General features: G+C 65.6%; 18 protein-coding genes and 1 tRNA gene. 7 read left to right on the top strand and 12 right to left on the bottom strand.

Annotated elements, in window-relative coordinates; genetic code table 11:
• Positions 1 to 17 precede the first annotated feature (17 nt).
• The 3 genes from ACQCS0_RS08980 to ACQCS0_RS08970 are packed head-to-tail and all read left to right on the top strand — an operon-like array spanning position 18 to position 2,276.
• On the top strand, positions 18 to 839 hold the full coding sequence (locus tag ACQCS0_RS08980; RefSeq protein ID WP_354154378.1) for an alpha/beta fold hydrolase: 822 nt from the start codon (positions 18 to 20) through the stop codon (positions 837 to 839).
• Positions 836 to 1,630 (top strand): alpha/beta fold hydrolase, encoded by a 795-nt coding sequence (locus ACQCS0_RS08975; protein ID WP_354154379.1) that lies wholly within the window; start codon positions 836 to 838, stop codon positions 1,628 to 1,630. Before ACQCS0_RS08980 ends, ACQCS0_RS08975 begins: the two co-directional genes overlap by 4 nt.
• Complete coding sequence (locus ACQCS0_RS08970; RefSeq protein ID WP_354154380.1) at positions 1,623 to 2,276, top strand: hypothetical protein; 654 nt, start codon at positions 1,623 to 1,625, stop codon at positions 2,274 to 2,276. The genes ACQCS0_RS08975 and ACQCS0_RS08970 overlap by 8 nt, the downstream gene beginning before the upstream one ends.
• Before the next feature lie 10 nt (positions 2,277 to 2,286).
• Here ACQCS0_RS08970 and ACQCS0_RS08965 read toward each other — a convergent pair whose 3' ends face one another.
• Complete coding sequence (locus ACQCS0_RS08965) at positions 2,287 to 3,375, bottom strand: ROK family glucokinase (RefSeq protein ID WP_354154381.1); 1,089 nt, start codon at positions 3,373 to 3,375, stop codon at positions 2,287 to 2,289.
• 179 nt (positions 3,376 to 3,554) lie between these two features.
• Between ACQCS0_RS08965 and ACQCS0_RS08960 the strand changes: the two genes are divergently transcribed.
• Positions 3,555 to 5,363 carry an AMP-dependent synthetase/ligase gene (locus tag ACQCS0_RS08960; RefSeq protein WP_354154382.1) on the top strand — a complete coding sequence of 603 codons (1,809 nt, stop codon included), beginning with the start codon at positions 3,555 to 3,557 and terminating at the stop codon, positions 5,361 to 5,363.
• Between the two features lie 82 nt (positions 5,364 to 5,445).
• On the opposite strand, the gene ACQCS0_RS08955 is transcribed toward ACQCS0_RS08960, so the two are convergent.
• Positions 5,446 to 8,847 (bottom strand): pyruvate carboxylase, encoded by a 3,402-nt coding sequence (locus ACQCS0_RS08955; protein ID WP_354154383.1) that lies wholly within the window; start codon positions 8,845 to 8,847, stop codon positions 5,446 to 5,448.
• Positions 8,848 to 9,148: 301 nt separating this feature from the next.
• On the opposite strand from ACQCS0_RS08955, the gene ACQCS0_RS08950 reads away from it, so the two are divergent.
• Positions 9,149 to 9,970, top strand: a complete 822-nt coding sequence (locus ACQCS0_RS08950) for a ParA family protein (RefSeq protein ID WP_354154384.1) — start codon at positions 9,149 to 9,151, stop codon at positions 9,968 to 9,970.
• Between the two features lie 106 nt (positions 9,971 to 10,076).
• On the opposite strand, the gene ACQCS0_RS08945 is transcribed toward ACQCS0_RS08950, so the two are convergent.
• From ACQCS0_RS08945 to gcvH, 5 genes are all read right to left on the bottom strand, one after another.
• Positions 10,077 to 10,673 (bottom strand): MerR family transcriptional regulator, encoded by a 597-nt coding sequence (locus ACQCS0_RS08945; protein ID WP_354154385.1) that lies wholly within the window; start codon positions 10,671 to 10,673, stop codon positions 10,077 to 10,079.
• 239 nt (positions 10,674 to 10,912) lie between these two features.
• Positions 10,913 to 11,416 carry a bifunctional nuclease family protein gene (locus ACQCS0_RS08940; protein WP_282330579.1) on the bottom strand — a complete coding sequence of 168 codons (504 nt, stop codon included), beginning with the start codon at positions 11,414 to 11,416 and terminating at the stop codon, positions 10,913 to 10,915.
• Complete coding sequence (locus ACQCS0_RS08935) at positions 11,416 to 12,132, bottom strand: MerR family transcriptional regulator (RefSeq protein WP_354154386.1); 717 nt, start codon at positions 12,130 to 12,132, stop codon at positions 11,416 to 11,418. The genes ACQCS0_RS08940 and ACQCS0_RS08935 overlap by 1 nt, the downstream gene beginning before the upstream one ends.
• A gap of 23 nt (positions 12,133 to 12,155) precedes the next feature.
• Complete coding sequence (locus tag ACQCS0_RS08930; RefSeq protein ID WP_354154387.1) at positions 12,156 to 12,632, bottom strand: FHA domain-containing protein; 477 nt, start codon at positions 12,630 to 12,632, stop codon at positions 12,156 to 12,158.
• A 145-nt stretch (positions 12,633 to 12,777) separates the two neighbouring features.
• The gene (gene gcvH, locus ACQCS0_RS08925; RefSeq protein ID WP_354154388.1) at positions 12,778 to 13,164 is read right to left on the bottom strand and encodes a glycine cleavage system protein GcvH; all 387 of its coding nucleotides are present in this window, start codon (positions 13,162 to 13,164) and stop codon (positions 12,778 to 12,780) included.
• Between the two features lie 118 nt (positions 13,165 to 13,282).
• On the opposite strand from gcvH, the gene ACQCS0_RS08920 reads away from it, so the two are divergent.
• Both ACQCS0_RS08920 and ACQCS0_RS08915 read left to right on the top strand, forming a co-directional pair.
• The gene (locus tag ACQCS0_RS08920) at positions 13,283 to 13,900 is read left to right on the top strand and encodes a hypothetical protein (protein WP_426940187.1); all 618 of its coding nucleotides are present in this window, start codon (positions 13,283 to 13,285) and stop codon (positions 13,898 to 13,900) included.
• A gap of 4 nt (positions 13,901 to 13,904) precedes the next feature.
• Positions 13,905 to 14,774, top strand: coding sequence for a DNA-formamidopyrimidine glycosylase family protein (locus ACQCS0_RS08915; protein ID WP_354160072.1), 870 nt, complete (start codon positions 13,905 to 13,907; stop codon positions 14,772 to 14,774).
• A 77-nt stretch (positions 14,775 to 14,851) separates the two neighbouring features.
• Here ACQCS0_RS08915 and ACQCS0_RS08910 read toward each other — a convergent pair.
• From ACQCS0_RS08910 to ACQCS0_RS08890, 5 genes are all read right to left on the bottom strand, one after another.
• Positions 14,852 to 14,928: transfer RNA gene (locus ACQCS0_RS08910), tRNA-Pro, on the bottom strand.
• Positions 14,929 to 15,075: 147 nt separating this feature from the next.
• Positions 15,076 to 16,626: a ribosome biogenesis GTPase Der gene (der, locus tag ACQCS0_RS08905; RefSeq protein WP_193340025.1), complete on the bottom strand. Its 1,551-nt coding sequence runs from the start codon at positions 16,624 to 16,626 to the stop codon at positions 15,076 to 15,078.
• Positions 16,627 to 16,636: 10 nt separating this feature from the next.
• Complete coding sequence (locus ACQCS0_RS08900) at positions 16,637 to 17,317, bottom strand: lysophospholipid acyltransferase family protein (RefSeq protein WP_354160109.1); 681 nt, start codon at positions 17,315 to 17,317, stop codon at positions 16,637 to 16,639.
• A 31-nt stretch (positions 17,318 to 17,348) separates the two neighbouring features.
• Positions 17,349 to 18,062: a (d)CMP kinase gene (cmk, locus tag ACQCS0_RS08895; protein ID WP_282330574.1), complete on the bottom strand. Its 714-nt coding sequence runs from the start codon at positions 18,060 to 18,062 to the stop codon at positions 17,349 to 17,351.
• A complete protein-coding gene (locus ACQCS0_RS08890; RefSeq protein ID WP_354160074.1) occupies positions 18,062 to 19,171 on the bottom strand; it encodes a prephenate dehydrogenase in 1,110 nt (369 codons plus the stop codon). The genes cmk and ACQCS0_RS08890 overlap by 1 nt, the downstream gene beginning before the upstream one ends.

The following is a 19,171-nucleotide window of genomic DNA, read 5'->3' as shown; positions in this document are numbered from 1 at the left end:
AATGACACGATGGTGTCATGACAGAAAGCAGCATCGCGCCCCGGCCTGCCGCTTTCAGCTACCCCGGCCACGGACCCAATGCCACCACCGGGATTGCCATCTGCCACGGCTTCACCGGCAGCCCCCTGAGCGTCCTGCCCTGGGCAGAGCACCTCGCCGCCCAGGGATTCGCGGTGTCGGTACCGCTTCTTCCCGGCCATGGGACAGATTGGCGTCAGCTTGCGCGCTCAAATTGGCGCGACTGGTACGGGACTTTCGAATCGGCGTACCTGGAACTGAGCGCCCGGACGGAGCAGTGTTTTGTGGCCGGCCTCTCGATGGGCGGCGCCATTGCGTTGCTGACGGCCGCCAGGCATCCTGCGGCTGGCGTCTCTCTGGTGAATCCTGGCCTTAGCTTTTATGACCGCCGCGTGCGTGTCATCGGAGTGCTCAAGTATTTCCAGCGCACTACCTTGCCCATCCAGGAGGAACAGCCGACGGCGGGAGTCACCAATAACGGCGATTATTCGCGGACGCCGTTGGCAGCCGTCCATGAGCTCAAGAAGCTTTTCGGCGCAGCCACGCGGGGGCTGCACCAGGTCAGCGCCCCGGTGCAGGTCTTCAAGTCCCAGTCGGACGTCGTCGTGCCGGCCACCTCGCTCCTGACGCTGCGGCAAGGTCTGGGCCCACGGCTGGTGGAAGTAGTGGACCTGCACAACAGCGGACATGTGGCCACGCTGGATGTTGATGCGCCAGAGATATTTGCCCGTTCCAGCTCCTTCTTCCTTGCCCATGCACCCGCCGCTGCCCCGCCAGCCCGAACCGCGGCCACACCTCACACCACCTCGGAGACCTCATGACCGGCGCACCGGACCACAGCCCTTTCAGCAGCACCTTCAACGGCGACGGAGCCCGCATCGGGGTGGTCCTCTCCCACGGATTTACGGGCAGTCCGCACGGGCTGCGCGCGTGGGCGCAGTCGTTCGCCGACGCCGGGTTCGCCGTACGCATGCCGCTGCTGCCCGGGCACGGCACCAGCTGGCAGGCCCTGGCGCGCACGCGGTGGCCGCAGTGGCACGGCGCACTGGACGACGCCTACCTGGAGCTTGACTCGCACTGCGACCACGTCTTTGTCGCCGGGCTGAGCATGGGCGGCGCCCTGGCCCTGAGAATCGCGGCCAGCCGGCCCGTGGCCGGGGTGATCTTGGTGAACCCCGGCCTCGTTATCGATGATCCCCGAGCGCCCTTGGCCGGCATCCTGAAACTGGTCCTGAAGAGTACTCCGGCCATCGCCAACGACATCCTGAAACCCGGGATGGACGAGGGCGCCTACCCCCGGACGCCCGTAGCTGCGGCCCATGAGCTGAACAAGATGTTCAAGGACACCATCCGGTTGCTCCCTCGCGTCACCGCGCCCGTCCGGGTCTTCCGCTCCACCGTGGACCACGTCGTATCGGACACGAGTGTGGCAGCGCTGCGCCGCGGCCTGGCAAACGCACCACTGACACTGACCACGCTGGAGAACAGCTACCACGTGGCAACGCTTGATAACGACGCTGAGGAGATTTTCCGAGGATCCGCCGACTTCGTCCGGGCGGTGGTTGCCGGCACGGCAGCAGCCCAGGTCCAGGAGGGTACCGCCCATGAATAGGCCCGACTCCGGCTCACAGGACCAAAGCGCAAACCAGGACGATGCAGTGTGGCTGGACCTGGTGGCCCGGCTCGAAGAAAAGCCCGGAGCCCCTTCCGGCACAGTCCCTGCGAGTGCCACCACCCCCGGCCCGATTGCCCCGGGCCCTGACGCCACTTGTAATGACACCAAAACTCCTGATTTAGCAGGCCCGGAAGCCGCGGCCGGGTCTGGCAGGTCCGCGACGTTCCGCGACTTTGATCCCCTGGGCCTGGCGGGCACAGCCCCTACCGAACTGTCCGCAGCCGAACGGCAGGCGGCAACGTCCGGCGCCGGTGACGGTGCGAAGGCCGGCGAAGGTACCGCTGGTTACGGCCAGGGTGCCAGCGAGGGCTTCGGCCAGCGTGACTATGCCGTGGAGGACGACGCGGGGGACTTCGTGCCGGAAGAACCGCCAAGCCTTGCCGGGACGGATCCCCTGACCATGCTGGCCTGGCTCGGCGCCATTGGTGCGCCCCTTGCCTTGCTCCTGTCCGCCATGTTCTGGCGGTCCGCTCCACTGCTGGCGATTGTGGGCATGGTGGCGGTGTTCATCCTCGCCGTTGTTTACCTGATCATGAAGCTGCCCCAGGAAAAAGACGAGAACGACGACGGCGCGCGCGTCTAAGAAGCGTCCGTCACCGCATGCGGCTGCTGACTCGGGACAGATCGGCCGCTCCGATGAGCCCTGCGTTTGGCCCGAGCGCTGCCAGCTCGATGCCGGCCGCCGGACGGAAGCCTCGGCCGGTGAGGTTCCGGGCGAAGGCTTTACGGGCGGGCTCCACCAGCAGGTCGCCCGCCGAGCAGAGTCCCCCGCCGATCACAAACAGTCCGGGATCCAACGATGCTGCCAGGTTCGCCAGTCCCAGGCCCAGCCATTCGCCCACTTCATCAAGGAGTTCGCGGCAGGCCGCGTCACCGGCGAGTGCCAGTTCGGTGACAATCGACCCGGTGATCTGCTCCGCGTCACCGCCGACGGTGGCCAGCAGTTCCTGGGCAACCGGCGAGTTGGCACGCGCCAGGATCCTCGCTTCCCGGCCGAGGGCGTTGCCCGAAGCGTACTGCTCCCAGCAGCCCCGGTTCCCGCACTCGCAACGCTGCCCGCCGGGCATGATGATCTGGTGGCCGAATTCGCCCGCTACACCAAACCGGCCGCGCTCCACCCGCCCGTCCATCACCATGGCGCCGCCGATACCGGTACCGAGGGTGATGCACACCAGCCGGTCCTCCCCCTGCCCTGCACCAAAGCGCCATTCCGCCCAGGCCGCGGCGTCGGCGTCGTTCGTCAGCAGCACAGGGCGTCGCAGGAGGCGCTCAAGGTTGGCACGCAACGGCTCGTTGCGCCAGGCGAGGTGCGGACTGAAAAGCACTGTTCCGCCCTCCAGATCCATCCAACCGGCCGCACCGATGCCCACCGACCAGACCCTGTGGCCTGCTCCCAATTCGTCCACGAGCTCGACGATGACCTGCTCCACAGCGCGCGGGTCGCTGCCTGGGGTGGACCGCCGGGCCTCGCTCAGAATCCTTCCGTCGGCGTCCACCACGCCGGCGGCGACCTTGGTGCCGCCGATATCGATGCCGATCGCCAGTCCCTTGCGCCCGAGACGCAGGTGCTCGCGGAACGTTTCCACCTGCCTGGGCCGGGCCCTCAATCCCAGCGGCCGCCGCCGCCAGGGGGCTGGACGTCGGAGCTGATCGGTGGGCTCGCCGGGGGGCATTGCGTACATAGTGCTTCATTCTAGGGCGCCCCGGGCGGGCCGCACCGGAGGCCGGGCCTGTGGCCTTCGCACTCCTCTTTGACTCCTATGTTACTGGCCAGTAGGTTTGTTTCTGCACGGCCAAGTTACAGGGCGTATTAGTCTTTAGGCATACCCTGTGCGGGTCTATGGATATCAAAGGAGCTATAGTGCGCGAATTCAGTGTTCCGCCCCTGGTTGTTGTCCCACCGGAAACCAACATCACCGATCTTGTGCTTCGGCAGGCAGCCAAGCCCAGCAACCCCGCACTCTTCTCGCGGCTGGACTCCGCAGGCGCCTGGCGGGACGTTTCGGCTACGGATTTCCTGGCGGACGTCCAAGCCCTTGCAAAGGGCCTGATGGCCAGTGGCGTGGGAGCCGGCGACCGGGTGGGCATCATGTCCCGCACACGCTACGAGTGGGCGCTCCTCGACTTCGCCATTTGGTTCGCCGGCGCCGTCTCGGTGCCCATCTATGAGACCTCATCGCCTTCGCAGGTTGCCTGGAACCTCGGTGACTCCGGGGCGGTTGCCGCATTCGGCGAGGCCGCCCACCATGAGGACATCATCCGGCAGGCGGCCACGTCCGAAGGCCTCACCGCCCTGCAGCACGTCTGGCAGCTCGAAGGCAGCGGACTGGACGCCGTCCGTGAGGCGGGCCAGGACGTCAGCGACGCCGACCTGGAGGCCCGCCGCTCAACGGCACAGCTCAGCGACGTGGCCACCCTCATCTACACCTCGGGCACCACCGGCCCGCCGAAGGGCTGCGAGCTGACCCACGGCAACTTCGTTGAACTGTCCGACAACGCCCTGGCGCTGCTTGGCGACGTGGTGAACGAGCAGGCCAAAACCATCATGTTCCTGCCGTTGGCCCATGTCTTTGCACGGTTCATTTCGGTCCTGGCAGTGGCCGCCGGCGCCACGGTGGCGCACACCCCGGACATCAAGAACCTGCTGGCCGACCTGCAGAGCTATCAGCCCACGTTCATCCTGGCCGTGCCGCGCGTCTTCGAGAAGGTCTACAACTCGGCCCTGACAAGGGCAGAGGACGGCGGCAAGGGTGCCATCTTCCACAAAGCCACGGAGACCGCCATCGCGTTCTCCAAAGCCCGCCAGGCCGGGCACGTTGGCCTGGGGCTGAAACTCAAGCACACGGTGTTCGACAAACTCGTCTACGGCAAGCTGCGCGCGGCCATGGGCGGCAACGTGGCCCATGCCGTCTCCGGCGGCGGCCCGCTCGGGGAACGGCTGGGTCACTTCTTCCAGGGCATCGGCCTGCAGATCCTTGAAGGGTATGGCCTTACCGAGACCACCGCCCCCATTTCGGTCAACACCCCCGCCCTGATCAAGATCGGTTCCGTCGGCAAGCCGCTGCCGGGCAACTCAGTCAAGATCGCCGAAGACGGCGAGATCCTGGCCAAGGGTGTCTGCGTGATGCGCGGCTACTACCAGCGCGAAGACCTCATGGCCGATACGTTTGCCGATGACTGGTTCCGCACCGGCGACATCGGAAGGCTCGACGAGAACGGCTTCCTGTGGATCACCGGCCGTAAGAAGGAAATCATAGTCACGGCAGGCGGCAAGAACGTGGTTCCGGCCCTGCTGGAGGATCAGATCCGGGCGGATGCGCTGGTCTCCCAGGTCCTGGTGGTGGGCGACAACCGGCCGTTCATCGGCGCCCTGGTGACTCTGGACCCGGAAGCTCTGCCGGGCTGGCTCCAGCGGCACGGGCTGCCCGCCACCACCACGCCTGACTTGGCGGTCGAGAGCCCGGTGGTCAAGGCCGCCGTGCAGGACCTCATCACGCAGGCCAACGCCTCGGTGTCGCAGGCGGAGGCCATCAAGTCATTCCGGATCGTCGCTTCGGACTTCACGGAAGCGTCAGGCCATCTGACACCGTCCATGAAGGTGAAGCGGGCGCAGGTGATGAAGGACTTCGAGTCGGTCATCGAGGAAATGTACGGCGCACCGCGCGTCTAAGCGGCACTGCAAAACGAGGGGCCCTCCCGGCGGAAGTGGAAACTTCCGCCGGGAGGGCCCCCTGCCTTTAAGCCTGGATTCCTTAGCCCTGCTCTACGGCCAGGAGGAGGTCCCCGCCCTGGACCTGCTCCACGGCGGAGATGGCGAGCCGCGCGACTTTGCCTGCCACCGGCGTCGTAATGGAGGCTTCCATCTTCATCGCTTCGATGGTGGCCACCGTGTCGCCGGCATTGACCGTGTCGCCGGCCTTGACGGTCACGGTGACGGCGCCGGCGAACGGCGCGGCAACGTGGCCGGGCTGGGCCGGGTCTGCCTTCTCGGCGGCTTTGACGTTGCTCACCACGGAGCGGTCACGGACCACAACGGGGCGGGACTGGCCGTTGAGCGTGCACATCACCGTGCGCATGCCCTTCTCGTCGGGCTCGGAAACGGCTTCCAGCGAGGCGATCAGCCGGACACCCTTCTCCAACTGGATCTCGTGCTCGGCGCCGCGCTGAAGGCCGTAAAGGTAATCGCGGGTGTCGAGGACGGAAATGTTGCCGTAGGTCTCCACGCTCTTGAGGTAATCCTTGGTGGGGCCCTCGAAGAGCAGGCGGTTCAGCGTGTTCTGGCGGGTCTTGGAATCACCCTGGAGCGCGGTGCTGTCCTCGGGGCTGAGGTCGGCATCGCGGACCTTGATGCTGCGGCCCTTGAGAGCCTTCGTACGGAAGGGCTCCGGCCATCCTCCCGGCGGGTCACCAAGTTCGCCGGACAGGAAGCCGATGACGGAGTCGGGGATGTCGTAGTTCTGCGGATTTTCGTTGAAGTCCGCCGGATCTGCGTTGAGGCCCACGAGGTGCAGGGCGAGGTCGCCCACCACCTTGGACGACGGCGTGACCTTCACCAGGCGGCCCAGGATCCGGTCCGCCGCGGTGTACATGTCCTCGATCGCTTCGAAGCGCTCCCCCAGACCCAGAGCCATGGCCTGCTGGCGAAGGTTGGAGAGCTGGCCACCCGGTATTTCGTGCTGGTAGACACGGCCGGTGGGGCCCGGAAGGCCTGACTCGAACGGCGCGTAGACGCGGCGCACGGCTTCCCAGTACGGCTCAAGGGAGCTGACTGCGTCAAGGCTCAAGCCGGTGTCCCGCGGGGTGTGCGCCAGCGCCGCCACGAGGGCGGAGGCGGACGGCTGGCTGGTGGTCCCGGCCAGCGAGGCGGAGGCAACGTCAACAGCATCGACGCCGGCGTCGACTGCCGCCAGCAGGGTAGCCAGCTGACCGCCGGCCGTGTCATGGGTGTGGAGGTGGACCGGGAGGTCGAAGCGTTCGCGCAGTGCGGCGACCAGTTTGGCGGCCGCTGCCGGGCGGAGCAGCCCGGCCATGTCCTTGATGGCAAGGATGTGCGCGCCGGCGTCCACAATCCGCTGGGCCAGTTCCAGGTAGTAGTCCAGCGTGTACAGCTTCTCGTCCGGGTTCAGCATGTCGCCGGTGTAGCACAGTGCTACTTCGGCTACAGCGGTGCCGGTGGCCCGGACAGCGCGGATGGCGGGTGCCATCTGGTTCACGTCGTTCAGGGCATCGAAGATGCGGAAAATGTCGATACCGGTGGCGGCGGCCTCGTTGACGAAAGCCACCGTAACCTCCTCCGGGTACGGTGTGTAGCCCACCGTGTTCCGGCCGCGCAGCAGCATCTGAAGGCAGACGTTGGGCAGCGCCTTCCGCAGGGCGGCCAGGCGGTCCCAGGGGTCCTCGCCGAGGAAGCGCAGCGCAACGTCATAGGTTGCGCCGCCCCAGGCCTCAACGGACAGGAGTTCCGGAAGGAGGGCCGTGACCGCGGGTCCGGCGGCCACGAGGTCCCGGGTACGTACGCGGGTGGCCAGCAGGGACTGGTGGGCGTCGCGGAAGGTGGTGTCGGTGACGGCCACGGCGGTCTGCTCACGCAGGGCCTTGGCGAATCCTTCGGGGCCTAGCTCCAGCAGGCGCTGGCGTGATCCGGGTGCGGCCTGCCGATCGCCAACGGCGGGGAGTTTGGCAGCCGGATCCGAGTGCACCTTCAGCTCGCCGTTGGGCTTGTTGACGGTGACTTCGGCCAGCCAGGTCAGGAGCTTGGTGCCGCGGTCGGCGGAGACCCGGGCCTGCAGCAGCTGGGGACGCTCGTCGATGAAGTTCGTGGCAACGTTTCCGGCAATGAAGTCGGCATCATCGAGGACGGCCTGGAGGAAGGAAATGTTGGTCGACACACCTCGGATGCGGAACTCTGCGAGGGCCCGGCGGGCGCGGGCCACGGCGGCAGGGTAGTCACGGCCGCGGCAGCTCAGCTTCACGAGCATTGAGTCAAAGTGGGGACTGATCTCGGCACCCGAGTAGACGGTGCCGCCGTCGAGCCTTACACCCGCACCGCCGGCGGAGCGGTAGCCGGTGATCTTCCCGACGTCGGGCCGGAACCCGTTGGCCGGGTCCTCGGTGGTGATGCGGCACTGCAGCGCTGCACCCTTGAGCTGGACCGTCTCCTGGGAGAGGCCGAGGTCCGCGAGCGTCTCGCCGGAGGCGATCCGAAGCTGTGCCTGCACCAGGTCAACGTCCGTCACTTCCTCAGTAACGGTGTGCTCCACCTGGATGCGGGGATTCATTTCGATGAAGACGTGCTGGCCGGCGCGTTCGCCGACGGTGTCCACCAGGAACTCCACGGTTCCGGCGTTGACGTAGTTCAGGGCCTTGGCGAACTTCACCGCGTCACGGTAAAGCGCCTGGCGGATGCCTTCGTCCAGGTTGGGTGCCGGGGCAATTTCGATGACCTTCTGGTGCCGGCGCTGGATGGAGCAGTCACGTTCGAAGAGGTGGATGACGTTGCCCTCGGCGTCGGCCAGGATCTGGACCTCGATGTGGCGCGGGCGGAGCACTGCCTGCTCGAGGAACATGGTGGGGTCACCGAAGGCGGCATCGGCCTCACGCATGGCGGCCTGCAGGGCCTCAGGAAGGCCCTCCCGGGTGTCAACGCGGCGCATGCCACGTCCCCCGCCGCCGGCGACGGCCTTCGCGAAGATGGGGAACCCGATCTCATCGGCCGCGGCGATCAGCTCATCCATGTCCTTGGAGGGTTCACTCGATTTCAAGACCGGCACACCGGCCTCACGGGCAGCCTTCAGTGCTGCAACCTTATTGCCCGCCAGCTCAAGCACCTCAGCCGGCGGGCCTACAAAGGTGATGCCCGCTTCCTCGGCCGCGCGGGCGAGGTCCGGGTTTTCCGAGAGGAAGCCGTAGCCGGGGTAGATCGCGTCGGCGCCGGATTCCTTGGCGACGCGTACCACTTCGGCAACATCGAGGTAGGCCCGGACGGGATGCCCCACTTCGCCGATCAGATATGCCTCATCGGCCTTCTGGCGGTGGATCGAGTTTCGGTCCTCATTGGGGAAGACAGCAACGGTCTTGGCGCCGAGCTCGTAGCTGGCACGGAAGGCCCGGATCGCGATTTCGCCGCGGTTGGCCACCAGAATCTTGGAAAACATAATTCTCCTGCATCTTTGCGGGTGTATCGGTAAGTGGTCACAGTGTCTAAGACCCGCGCTTAGAAATACAAATCACTGTGGCCACAGTGACAGAAACCTCCGTCATGTCCCGCGTACATCAACGGAGGCTGGCAGAACCTGCCACCCACACCATCGCCGTGCCATGCCGCGTCCCCATAAGGCGGGATTCACAGGCGCAGCCACATATGATGAGTAAGGCGGCTCAAGCCGCCGGCTTCGGCACTGCCGGAGCAAACATTACCCCCAACACGGCAGCCGGCGTTAGGTTTTGGTCTCACACGTGCAAGTAGTCAGCATCAGCAGCCTCAAGGGCGGAGTCGGGAAGACTTCCGTCACCACAGGATTGGCGTCTGCGGCGCTTGCCGCAGGAATCCCCACACTGGTGGTGGACCTCGATCCGCATGCGGACGCCACCACTGCGCTGGGCGTCCTGGCCGGCGATCAGCTGGACATCGGCAGGATGCTCAAGAGCCCCCGCCGCGCCAAACTGGCAGACAACGTCGCAGGCAGCTCCTGGACTGCACGGGCGCACGCCAACGTGTCCGGACCGGCCGTACTGGACGTCGCTGTGGGTTCGGCCTACACCGGCATCTACGACCGTCCCGACCTTGGCCGCCGCGACCTCCGCAGGCTTTCCGCAGTCCTGGCCGGCGCCGACCGCTACGAGCTGGTCCTCATAGACTGCCCGCCGTCGCTGAACGGGCTGACACGGATGGCCTGGTCCGCGAGTGACAAGGTGGCCTTGGTGGCCGAGCCCGGACTTTTCTCCGTGGCGGGAACGGAGCGGACCATGCGCGCCATCCAGCTGTTCAAGCAGGAATTTGCGCCGAACCTGTCCCCCGCCGGCATCGTGGCCAACCGCGTGCGCACGGGCTCCTCCGAACACACCTACCGGCTCGCGGAAATGGAATCGATGTTCGGTGACCTCCTGTTGAGCCCGCGCATCCCCGAACAGGCGAACTGGCAGCAGATCCAGGGCGCGGCCCACCCCGTGCACCACTGGCCCGGCGAATCCGCGAAGTCTTCAGCTGCACTGTTCGACGCGCTCCTTGCCAACATCCTGGCGACCGGAAGCGGCCTGCGGAACCGCACCCAGCGGTAACTCCGGTGGCTGCAGCGTCCCGCTGCACCCACCGGTTCCGCGGACAACGAGAAGAGGCCACCCGTCGGGGTGGCCTCTTCTCGTTGCTATGTGTCAGCCTGTGGTGTCAGCCGATCTTGCGGGCGGCGCGCCGCTTGACCAGTTCGTCGTCGGGAAAGGACTGTTCGACGGCGTGTTCGCTCGGCAGGGAAGCCAGACTGCCTTCGACTTCGCGCCAGACCCTGCCCACGGCGATGCCGAAAACACCTTGGCCGCCCTGGACAAGATCGATGACCTCGTCAGCGGATGTACATTCGTAGACGCTCGCACCATCGCTCATAAGGGTGATCTGCGCCAGGTCTTCCACACCGCGTTCGCGCAGGTGTTCCACCGCGGTGCGGATCTGCTGGAGGGAAACACCGGTGTCCAGGAGCCGTTTGACTACCTTGAGGACGAGAATGTCCCGGAAACCGTAGAGCCGCTGTGAGCCCGAGCCGGCGGCGCCGCGGACTGCTGGCTCAACGAGCCCGGTCCGTGCCCAGTAGTCCAGCTGGCGGTACGTGATCCCGGCCGCCTTGCAGGCGGTGGGGCCGCGGTATCCGGCGTCCTCATCAAGGACGGGAAGGTCTTCGGTAAACAGGAGGCCCTGGGCACCGCTCGCGGGCACAGCCACACCAGCCGTTGTGGGCTGTTTCAGCCCGCCTGCTTCGCCTTTGGGACTCACCTGGATCCTCCTTCATATAAGCTCCCGGGGGACCACTGCATCAGCCGGTGCACGCATGAAGTCCATGCATGTAATTTCGCGGGGGTCGTACTTTTACAGTGTGACTTGCGCGGCTGCTCTAAGCAATGGGAGCTTGATACCTTCGACGTTAGGCCCGCCGCGCCCCAAGGTCAAAGATCCAGGCCTCTTTGTGCAGGCGTGTCGGAAGTTTCAGGCTCAACTTTAACCTTAACGTGACCTCAGCCGTCGAAGTCTTCCGGCTCAACATCGTCCAGGAACTCACGGAACCGCCGCAGTTCGCGCTCCTCGTCGACCGTGGGGCCCGGGTCAGTGTCCTCACCCTCGTCATGCTCGGTGATGCGGACTCCGGCTTCATCCATCACGGAGTCGGCACACCAGATTCGGCACTTGGCCCGCAACGCGACCGCGAGGGCGTCCGATGCGCGTGAGCTGACGGTGGTGCCGTTCTCGAACTGGAGCTGGCCATAAAAAATGTTGTCCTCAACGGCCACAATGTTGACGCTGACAACCGAGTGGCCCAGGGATTCCACCACGTCCACCAGGAGGTCGTGGGTCATCGGGCGCGGAGGCACCACCCCTTGCTGGGCCAGGGCGATGGCACTTGCCTCCGGAGTCCCGATCCAGATGGGAACGTGGCGTTCGCCGTGGATCTCGCGCAGCAGGACGAGCGGCTGGTTGGACGGCAGTTCGATGCGAACGCCGACTATCTCCACTTCGATCATCAGATGTCCATACGTGAGATGCGGTCCTGGACCAGAGCCCGGTGCAGGACCAGGCAGAGGTCGCTGATTTCGCGGGCGGCTTCCGCAGCCCGCGCCTGCGACGCGGAATCGCGCCGGGACGCGAGCGGTGCAACTGCCCGCTCCACGAGCCCGAATTCACGTTCCGCGGCGGCCTGGAACGGACGCAGGTGGCGCGGTTCAAGGCCGTGGCTCTCCAGTAGCACGCAGGCACGGGCAACCTGGAGGGCGTGCTCGTCGAACTTGCCGTTGCTGTGGTTGATCAGTCCGAAGCTCAGCAGGGAATGAAGCAACGGAATGCTGGCACCGGATTCAGTCCGCAGCTGTTCCTCGCTGAATTTCCGGCCGCGGTTCTGAAGCTCCACGGCCAGTTCATCCGAAACGATCCGAGGCGAAACCACGACGCCGGGCGGCAGGTTCTCCGGCCGTTCTCCCCTGTCAATCGCATCAAGGTAGTCCTTAATGACTTTCAGTGGCAGGTATTGGTCCCGCTGCAGCGCCAGCACGAAACGGAGACGCTCGACGTCGCCGTCCGAGTACTGCCGATATCCGGCCGGAGTGCGGCGCGGATTAATCAGGCCTTTTTCCTCCAGGAATCTGATTTTCGACGCGGTCATACCCGGAAAGTCGCCGCTCAGCTGCGCGAGGACTTCCCCGATGTTCAGAACTTGGGGCCCCCGGCGTTCCGGTTGTGCCATTGCCACAGGCAAGTGTCCCGGGATCAGGCGCGGCCTGCTGCGCGGGCAGGGCTCAGGTAGAAGGTGAGACGGAATTTGCCGATCTGGACTTCGTTCCCGGACTTCAGCTCAACACTGTCCACGCGGTCGTGGTTAACGTACGTGCCGTTGAGGCTGCCGGTATCCACCACTTCAAAGCTCCGCGCTGTGCGGCGGAACTCGACGTGGCGCCGCGATACGGTGACGTCATCCAGGAAGATGTCCGCGTCAGGATGACGGCCGGCCGTGGTGGTGTCCGTATCAAGCAGGAAGCGGGCACCCGCGTTCGGACCGCTGTGGGCAACCAGAAGCGCGGAACCGGCCGGCAGTGCCTCCACGGACGAATGCTCGTCCATGGACAGCTTGGGGGCGATCGTGGGCTCGTCCGTGACGGGGGTGAGATGAATCGAGGTGGTCTCCGAAGCCCTGGCTGCACCTGTGCCGTGCTCGCCTTCGGCAGGGACCTGTTCGTGGCCAACCATGGATTCCTCCTCTTTCGCTGCAGCTCTCACGCCTGCAATCAATATTTGCCCTGACGGACCCGCCTCGCGGATCCGTTGCCGGGCACCGATCCGGCCACTGACGTGCGAAGACGCCCGCTGGCCGGACCGGATGAACCCGGTAGCTTCAGCCTACCTGCTGTTCGTACTCGGATGCACTGAGCAAGGATTCCACAGCGTCTGCTTCGGCAAGCCGGATTTCGATCAGCCAGCCGTCGCCGTACGGATCGGAGTTGATCAAAGCCGAATCGGTATCGAGGGATTCGTTGCGTGCGACGACTTCGCCGCTCACCGGAGCATAGATATCGCTGACACTCTTGGTGGATTCGACTTCGCCAACGACGTCGTTAGCGGTGACTTTAGTACCCGCTTCCGGCAGCTGGGCGTAGACAACATCTCCGAGTGCGTCCTGCGCGAAGTCGGTGATGCCCACCCGGACCACGCCGTCGGCGCTCGGTGCGGATACCCACTCGTGCTCGGCAGTGTAGGACAGGTCTTCGGGAATGTTGCTCATCAGGGGCCTTTCATCGGGTCAATCACCAATGTCAACGGGGCCTGGAAAACAAGCCGCCGCTGAAAGTATAGGCACAACTCCACGGGCGTTCGAGGAGGATTCTGACATGATGAGACGCATGAGAACACACTCACAGGAATCGCCCGCGAAACAGGCGAACTGGACTGCGCGGATCATCCTCGTTGTGGTGGCGCTTGTGGTCCTTACAGCCGCCTACTTTGCCTTTGCGGCTATCCTCCCGGTCTGGTGGGCGAATGTTATCCGCAACCAGGTCCAGGGCAAACTCGGGGCCGGCATCCTGGTGGGAATGTTTCACGGGTTTGTTTTCACGTTCGTCCCCCTTCTGGTGGCCTGGCAGGCAACGCGCAAATCGGTGAGCTGGCCCTGGAAACTGACCATCCTCGTCTCCGCTGTGGCCCTCGCGTCCCCTAATTTGCTGACCGCCGGAATCATGTTCGGCAGCTCGCAGGCCGCCCACAACGGACAGCGGATCCTTGGCACCGAGGCCACTTGGTTCGCTATGTGGACGCAAATCTCAGCCATCGCCGCCGCTGTCAGCTTTGTTCTTGGCCTGGTCCTGTGGAGGGTCTGGCGGCAGCGCGGCAAAAAGATGAGGGCGCTCAGGAAGGCAGATGCCGAGCGCTCCATGGCGGCGAAGACGGCCAATGACACCGCGGCCAGCTCACCTGTTCCTGAGGCACCGGCCGCCACCAACAGCCAGGCTGACCGCAGGTAAAGCCGTGCCGGAGCTACCCGAGGTTGCAGGCCTGGCCGGTTTCCTGGACAAGCACTTGCGCGGAGCGGTGGTGCGGAAGATCCAGATCGTATCCTTTGCGGTGCTGAAGACAGCGGATCCGCCCTTCACCGCGTTGGAGGAGTGCACCATCAGCGGCGTCCGCCGGTTCGGAAAGTTTCTCAGCCTTGACACCGACGGACCTTCGTTCGTCTTCCACCTCGCCCGGGCAGGATGGGTACGTTTCACGGACTCACCCACCGGCACCCAGCTCCGGATGGGAAAGGGCTACATCGCTGCCCGGCTGGCGTTCAGCGGGCCGGACGGTGCCCATGGCATGGATCTCACGGAGGCGGGGACCAAAAAGAGCCTGGCCGTGTACGTGGTGCGCGATCCCCAGGATGTGCCGGGCATCGCGGCCCTCGGGCCGGACCCCTTCAGCGCAGCGTTCGACGCCGACATGCTGGCGGAAATTCTTGGCTCAACGTCCCAGCAGATCAAGGGAGTCCTGCGGAGCCAGGGCGTGATCGCGGGGATCGGAAACGCCTACAGCGACGAGATCCTGCATGCTGCAAGGATCTCCCCTTTTGCTACCGCCAAGTCTTTGGACCGCGACACGGTGCAGTCGCTGTACGACGCCATCCACAGCGTGCTCGGAACCGCCCTGGCTGAAGCCAAGGGGAAACCACCCAGCGAGCTAAAGGACCTCAAACGCGGCCATATGCGCGTCCATGCCCGGACCGGCGAGGCTTGCCCGGTGTGCGGTGACACAGTCCGGGAGGTGTCTTTCGCCGATACGTCCCTGCAGTACTGTCCAACGTGCCAGACCAAGGGAAAACTCCTGGCGGACCGCAGGACATCGAAGTTCCTGAAATAGGCCAGGTGACGAGACATGCAAAAGGACGGCACAAAACAGAAGCGTCCCGGAGAAAATTCTCCGGGACGCTTCTGTTTTGGTCGGGCTGACAGGATTTGAACCTGCGACCCCTTGACCCCCAGTCAAGTGCGCTACCAAGCTGCGCTACAGCCCGTTAGTTCCGCCGTTCTCCGCTGCGTTTACTCCTGATGTTAGCCAGGATTTCAACTCAGCAGTCCGGCCGAACCACCTTGAAAAGCTTACACGATTCCGGAGGGTGCAAGTGACACTTTGCCGCCTGCACGCCCCCCGCGTGTCCTAATTAACGCTTCTTGCCACGCTTTTCGCGGACGCGCATGTTGACCTCGATGGGCGTGCCCTCGAAACCGAATGTTTCGCGGAGCCTGCGGGTGATGAAACGGCGGTAGCCCGGGTCCAGGAACCCGGTTGTGAACAGCACAAACTTCGGCGGCCGGCTGGACGCCTGCGTGCCGTAGAGGATGCGCGGCTGCTTTCCGCCGCGCACCGGGTGCGGGTGCGCCGCCACAAGCTCGCCGAGGAAGGCATTGAGCTTGCCGGTGGGGATGCGCCGGTCCCAGTTCTCCAACGCCAGGTCCAGGGCGGGAACCAGGCGGTCCTTGTGCCAGCCGGTCAGCGCGGATATATTGACCCGCGGCGCCCAGGCTACGTGGGCCAGGTCCTGCTCGATTTCGCGCTCCAGATAGGTGCGGCGTTCGTCGTCGAGCAGGTCCCATTTGTTGAAGGCCAGCACCAGGGCACGGCCCGACTCGATGGCCAGCTGCAGGATGCGGACGTCCTGCTCGCTGAGCACCTCGTCAACGGCGAGAAGAACGACGGCGACCTCCGCCTTCTCGAGCGCGGCCTGCGTCCGGAGCGAGGCGTAGTAGTCGGCGCCCTGAGCCATGTGCTGGCGGCGCCGGATGCCCGCCGTGTCCACAAAGCGCCAGGTACGGTCGCCGAGTTCAATGAACTCATCCACCGGATCACGGGTGGTACCGGCGGTGTTGTCCACGACTACACGTTCGGACCCTGCCAGCTTGTTCAGCAGCGATGACTTGCCCACGTTCGGGCGGCCGATCAGCGCGATGCGGCGCGGGCCGCCCGAGCGTTCCAGGCCCTCAATCGTGGAGAACTCCGGCAGGGTGTCCATCACGTGGTCCAGGAGGTCGGCGACGCCGCGTCCGTGCAGGGCGGAAACGGGGTAAGGCTCGCCGAAGCCGAGGCCCCACAGGGTGGCGGAGTCCGCTTCCTGGGCGAAGTCGTCCACCTTGTTGGCCACCATGATGACCGGCTTCTTGCTGCGGCGGAGCATCTTCATGACGCCCTCGTCCGTCGCGGTGGCGCCCACCGCAGAGTCGACGACGAAGAGCACGGCGTCGGCCATTTCCACGGCCATTTCCGCCTGTTCGGCCACCCGGGCGTGGATGCCGCGGGCATCGTGCTCCCAGCCGCCGGTGTCCACGACCGTGAAGTTGCGTCCGTTCCAGTGTGCCGAGTACATCACCCGGTCACGCGTCACCCCGGGAGTATCCTCGACCACGGCTTCGCGTCGGCCCAGGATACGGTTCACGAGAGTGGATTTGCCCACGTTGGGACGGCCGATGATGGCCAGCACGGGATCGAGCTTGACCGGTCCGTCAAAGTCCTCGTCGTCGAATTCCCCGCTCAGAAGGGCGGCGTCTTCGTCGTCGAGTTCGTAGTCGGCCAGGCCGGCGCGGAGCGACGCGGCACGCAGCTCCGCTTCGTCGTCGTCCAGGGCAGCCAGCCGCTCGGCCACCTGGTCCGTGCCGGTGGGCGTGTATTCGTCTTCGCCGGCGCCGGAGTGGCCGGAGGTTTGAGTCGTGTCGCTCATTGCACTTTCCTTAGTGGTCATCTGCCGGCGTCCCGGCTACTGCTGTGAAGTTCGTGCGGAAATCCGCGTGGGGCAAAGGCTGCCCACTGTGTTGGATGGTCTCCTGGACGTGCCCCGAAAGCGCAGCGCGGATTTCCATTCCCGCCCTGTCCATTGAAGCACGGCCCGTTTCGCCGGGGTTTCGGCTGAGGGTCAGCGCGTCGCCGAAGCTGACGTGGAACCGCCGCCCCGGCCTGGGTACTGTGTCGAGGTGTTCGTTGCCAGTCCGGGTGCCGAGGATCGCCACGGGAACCACCGGGGCGCCGGAGTTCAGGGCCAGCCAGGCCACCCCCTTGTTGATGTCCGTTGCCTGGCCGCTCCCCCTGGTACCTTCCGGAAGAATCCCGATGCAACGGCCGGCGTCGAGCATGTTTTTGCCCAGCAGCAGCGCTGCCCGGTCCCCGGAGCGGTCCACCGGCAGCTGGCCTGAGGCCCGAAGGACCCGTCCCAGCACTCCCTTGAACATCTCCTTCTTAACCAGAATGTGCATGGGGCGCGGCGACGCACCGAACATCACCGGCCCGTCCAGGAAACTGATGTGGTTGCCGGCAAAAATCACCGGCCCGCCTGTCGGCACGTTGTCCCGGCCAGTGACGGACGTCCGGTACACCACATGATCAAGCAGCCAGCCGACGGGCCGGCTCCAGGTCATGGTCCAGCCGGAGGGAAGACGCACGCCGCCGTCAGTCACGGTTGAGCACCTTCGTGACGATCACGAGCGCCGCATCCACGGTCTCGGCGAAGTCCAGATCGGACGAATCAAGGGTGACAACACCGTCGGCAGCCTGGGTGAAGTTCACCACCGTGGAATCCTTGGCGTCGCGCTGGGTGACCTGGGCGGTGAGCTGCTCCGCATTCTGCGTGCCGCCCAGCTGGATGCCGCGGCGGCGAAGCCGGGCTTCCTCACTGGCCGTAAGCAGCATGCGGACTTCAGCGCCGGGCGCGACGACGGTGGTAATGTCCCGGCCCTCCACCACGATGCGGCGGTGGTGCTTTTCAATAAGCCCACGCTGCCGGCGGATCAGTTCGGTCCGGGCACCAAGGGTGGTGGCCACCGTACTGACCGCTGAAGAAATTGCCGGTTCGCGGATGGCGTCCGTAACATCTGCCCCATCCACGCGGACGTAGTCCTCCCGCGGTGTGGTGCTCAGTTCCAGGACCAGGTCCCGGGAAGCCTGCTCCACGGCAGCGGCGTCGCTGAGGTCGATTCCGGTGGTGACGCAGAACCAGGTCAGGGCCCGGTACATGGCGCCCGTGTCCAGGTAAGCAAGGTGCAGCCGGCGGGCCACTTCCTTGCTCACGCTGGACTTGCCGGAGCCTGACGGCCCGTCGATGGCCACCACCAGGGGTCTGCCGACGCGCAAGGCCGGAAGGGTGTCAAGAAGTTCTTGTGTCATTACTGCAATACCCGCCATCCGCGGTCGTTGAGTGCTTCGATCAGATGGTCATGCTTGTTCGGCAGCACGGACAGTTCCACCATGCCCACGTTCTGGCCCGAGGAATGGTCCAGCCGCAGGTCTTCCACGTTCACGCCGATCTCACCGATTTCGGTGAGGAGCTGCGCGATCTGTCCCGGCCGGTCATCAACCAGGACCGTGAGCCAGGAGTAGGCCTGCGGCGGGCCACCGTGCTTGCCCGGGATACGGGCCTGCCCGGCATTGCCTTCGCTGATCAGCTGGGCCAGGTCAAGCCTGGCGCCCGGCGCCAACGGTTCCTCGAGCGTGCCGATGAGCCGGTTCAGGTCCGCGCGGACCCCGTAAAGGATCTCCACGACCTTCCCCGCGTTACCGCCCAGGATCTGGACCCACAGCGTGGGATCGCTCGCGGCGATCCGCGTGACGTCCCGCAGCCCGTTGCCCGCGAGGGACAGCGCATGCAGCGGCGTCCCCTGCAGCCGGCTGGCCAGCAGGGAGGACATGATCTGGGGCAGGTGCGACACCAGGGCCACGGCTTCGTCGTGTTCGTCGGCAGTGAACTGGGAAACCACAGCGCCCAGGTCGGTCGCCAGGGAACGCGCGGTCTGCACGGCCGCTGCGGATGACTCCGGGCCCGGGCAAACCACCCACGGCATGGACGTGAAGAGCTCGCCGCGGGCCGCAACCGGACCGGACTTTTCGCGCCCGGCCATCGGATGGGTGCCCACATAGCGGCTGAGGTCCCCGCCGCGGCCGCCCAGCTCCGCCAGGATGGCGGCTTTGACGCTGGAGATGTCCACCACCACGGAATCCGGGTAGTCGGCAAGAGCCCGCGCCACGACGTCGGCGGTCACGTCCGGCGGTGCCGCCACCACCACAAGCTCCGGCGCCGCGTCCCCGAGCTGGTCCAGGGGCTGGCCGGCACCGATATCGACGGCCACCGCCTGGTTGGTGGGCGACGGGTCAGACAGGAACACGGGCACGCCGCGTCCACGCAGGCCAAGCCCGATGCTGGCACCGAGCAGGCCGGTGCCAATCACCACGACCGGTCCGTTGAGGTGTCCCCGCCCGTGGGAGCGAAATGCGGACAT

It is taken from the genome of Pseudarthrobacter sp. S6 (assembly GCF_050156575.1).
Lineage (GTDB): Bacteria > Actinomycetota > Actinomycetes > Actinomycetales > Micrococcaceae > Arthrobacter.
Note: the sequence above shows the minus strand (reverse complement) of the source record. Positions and strands in the feature narration are given on the sequence as shown.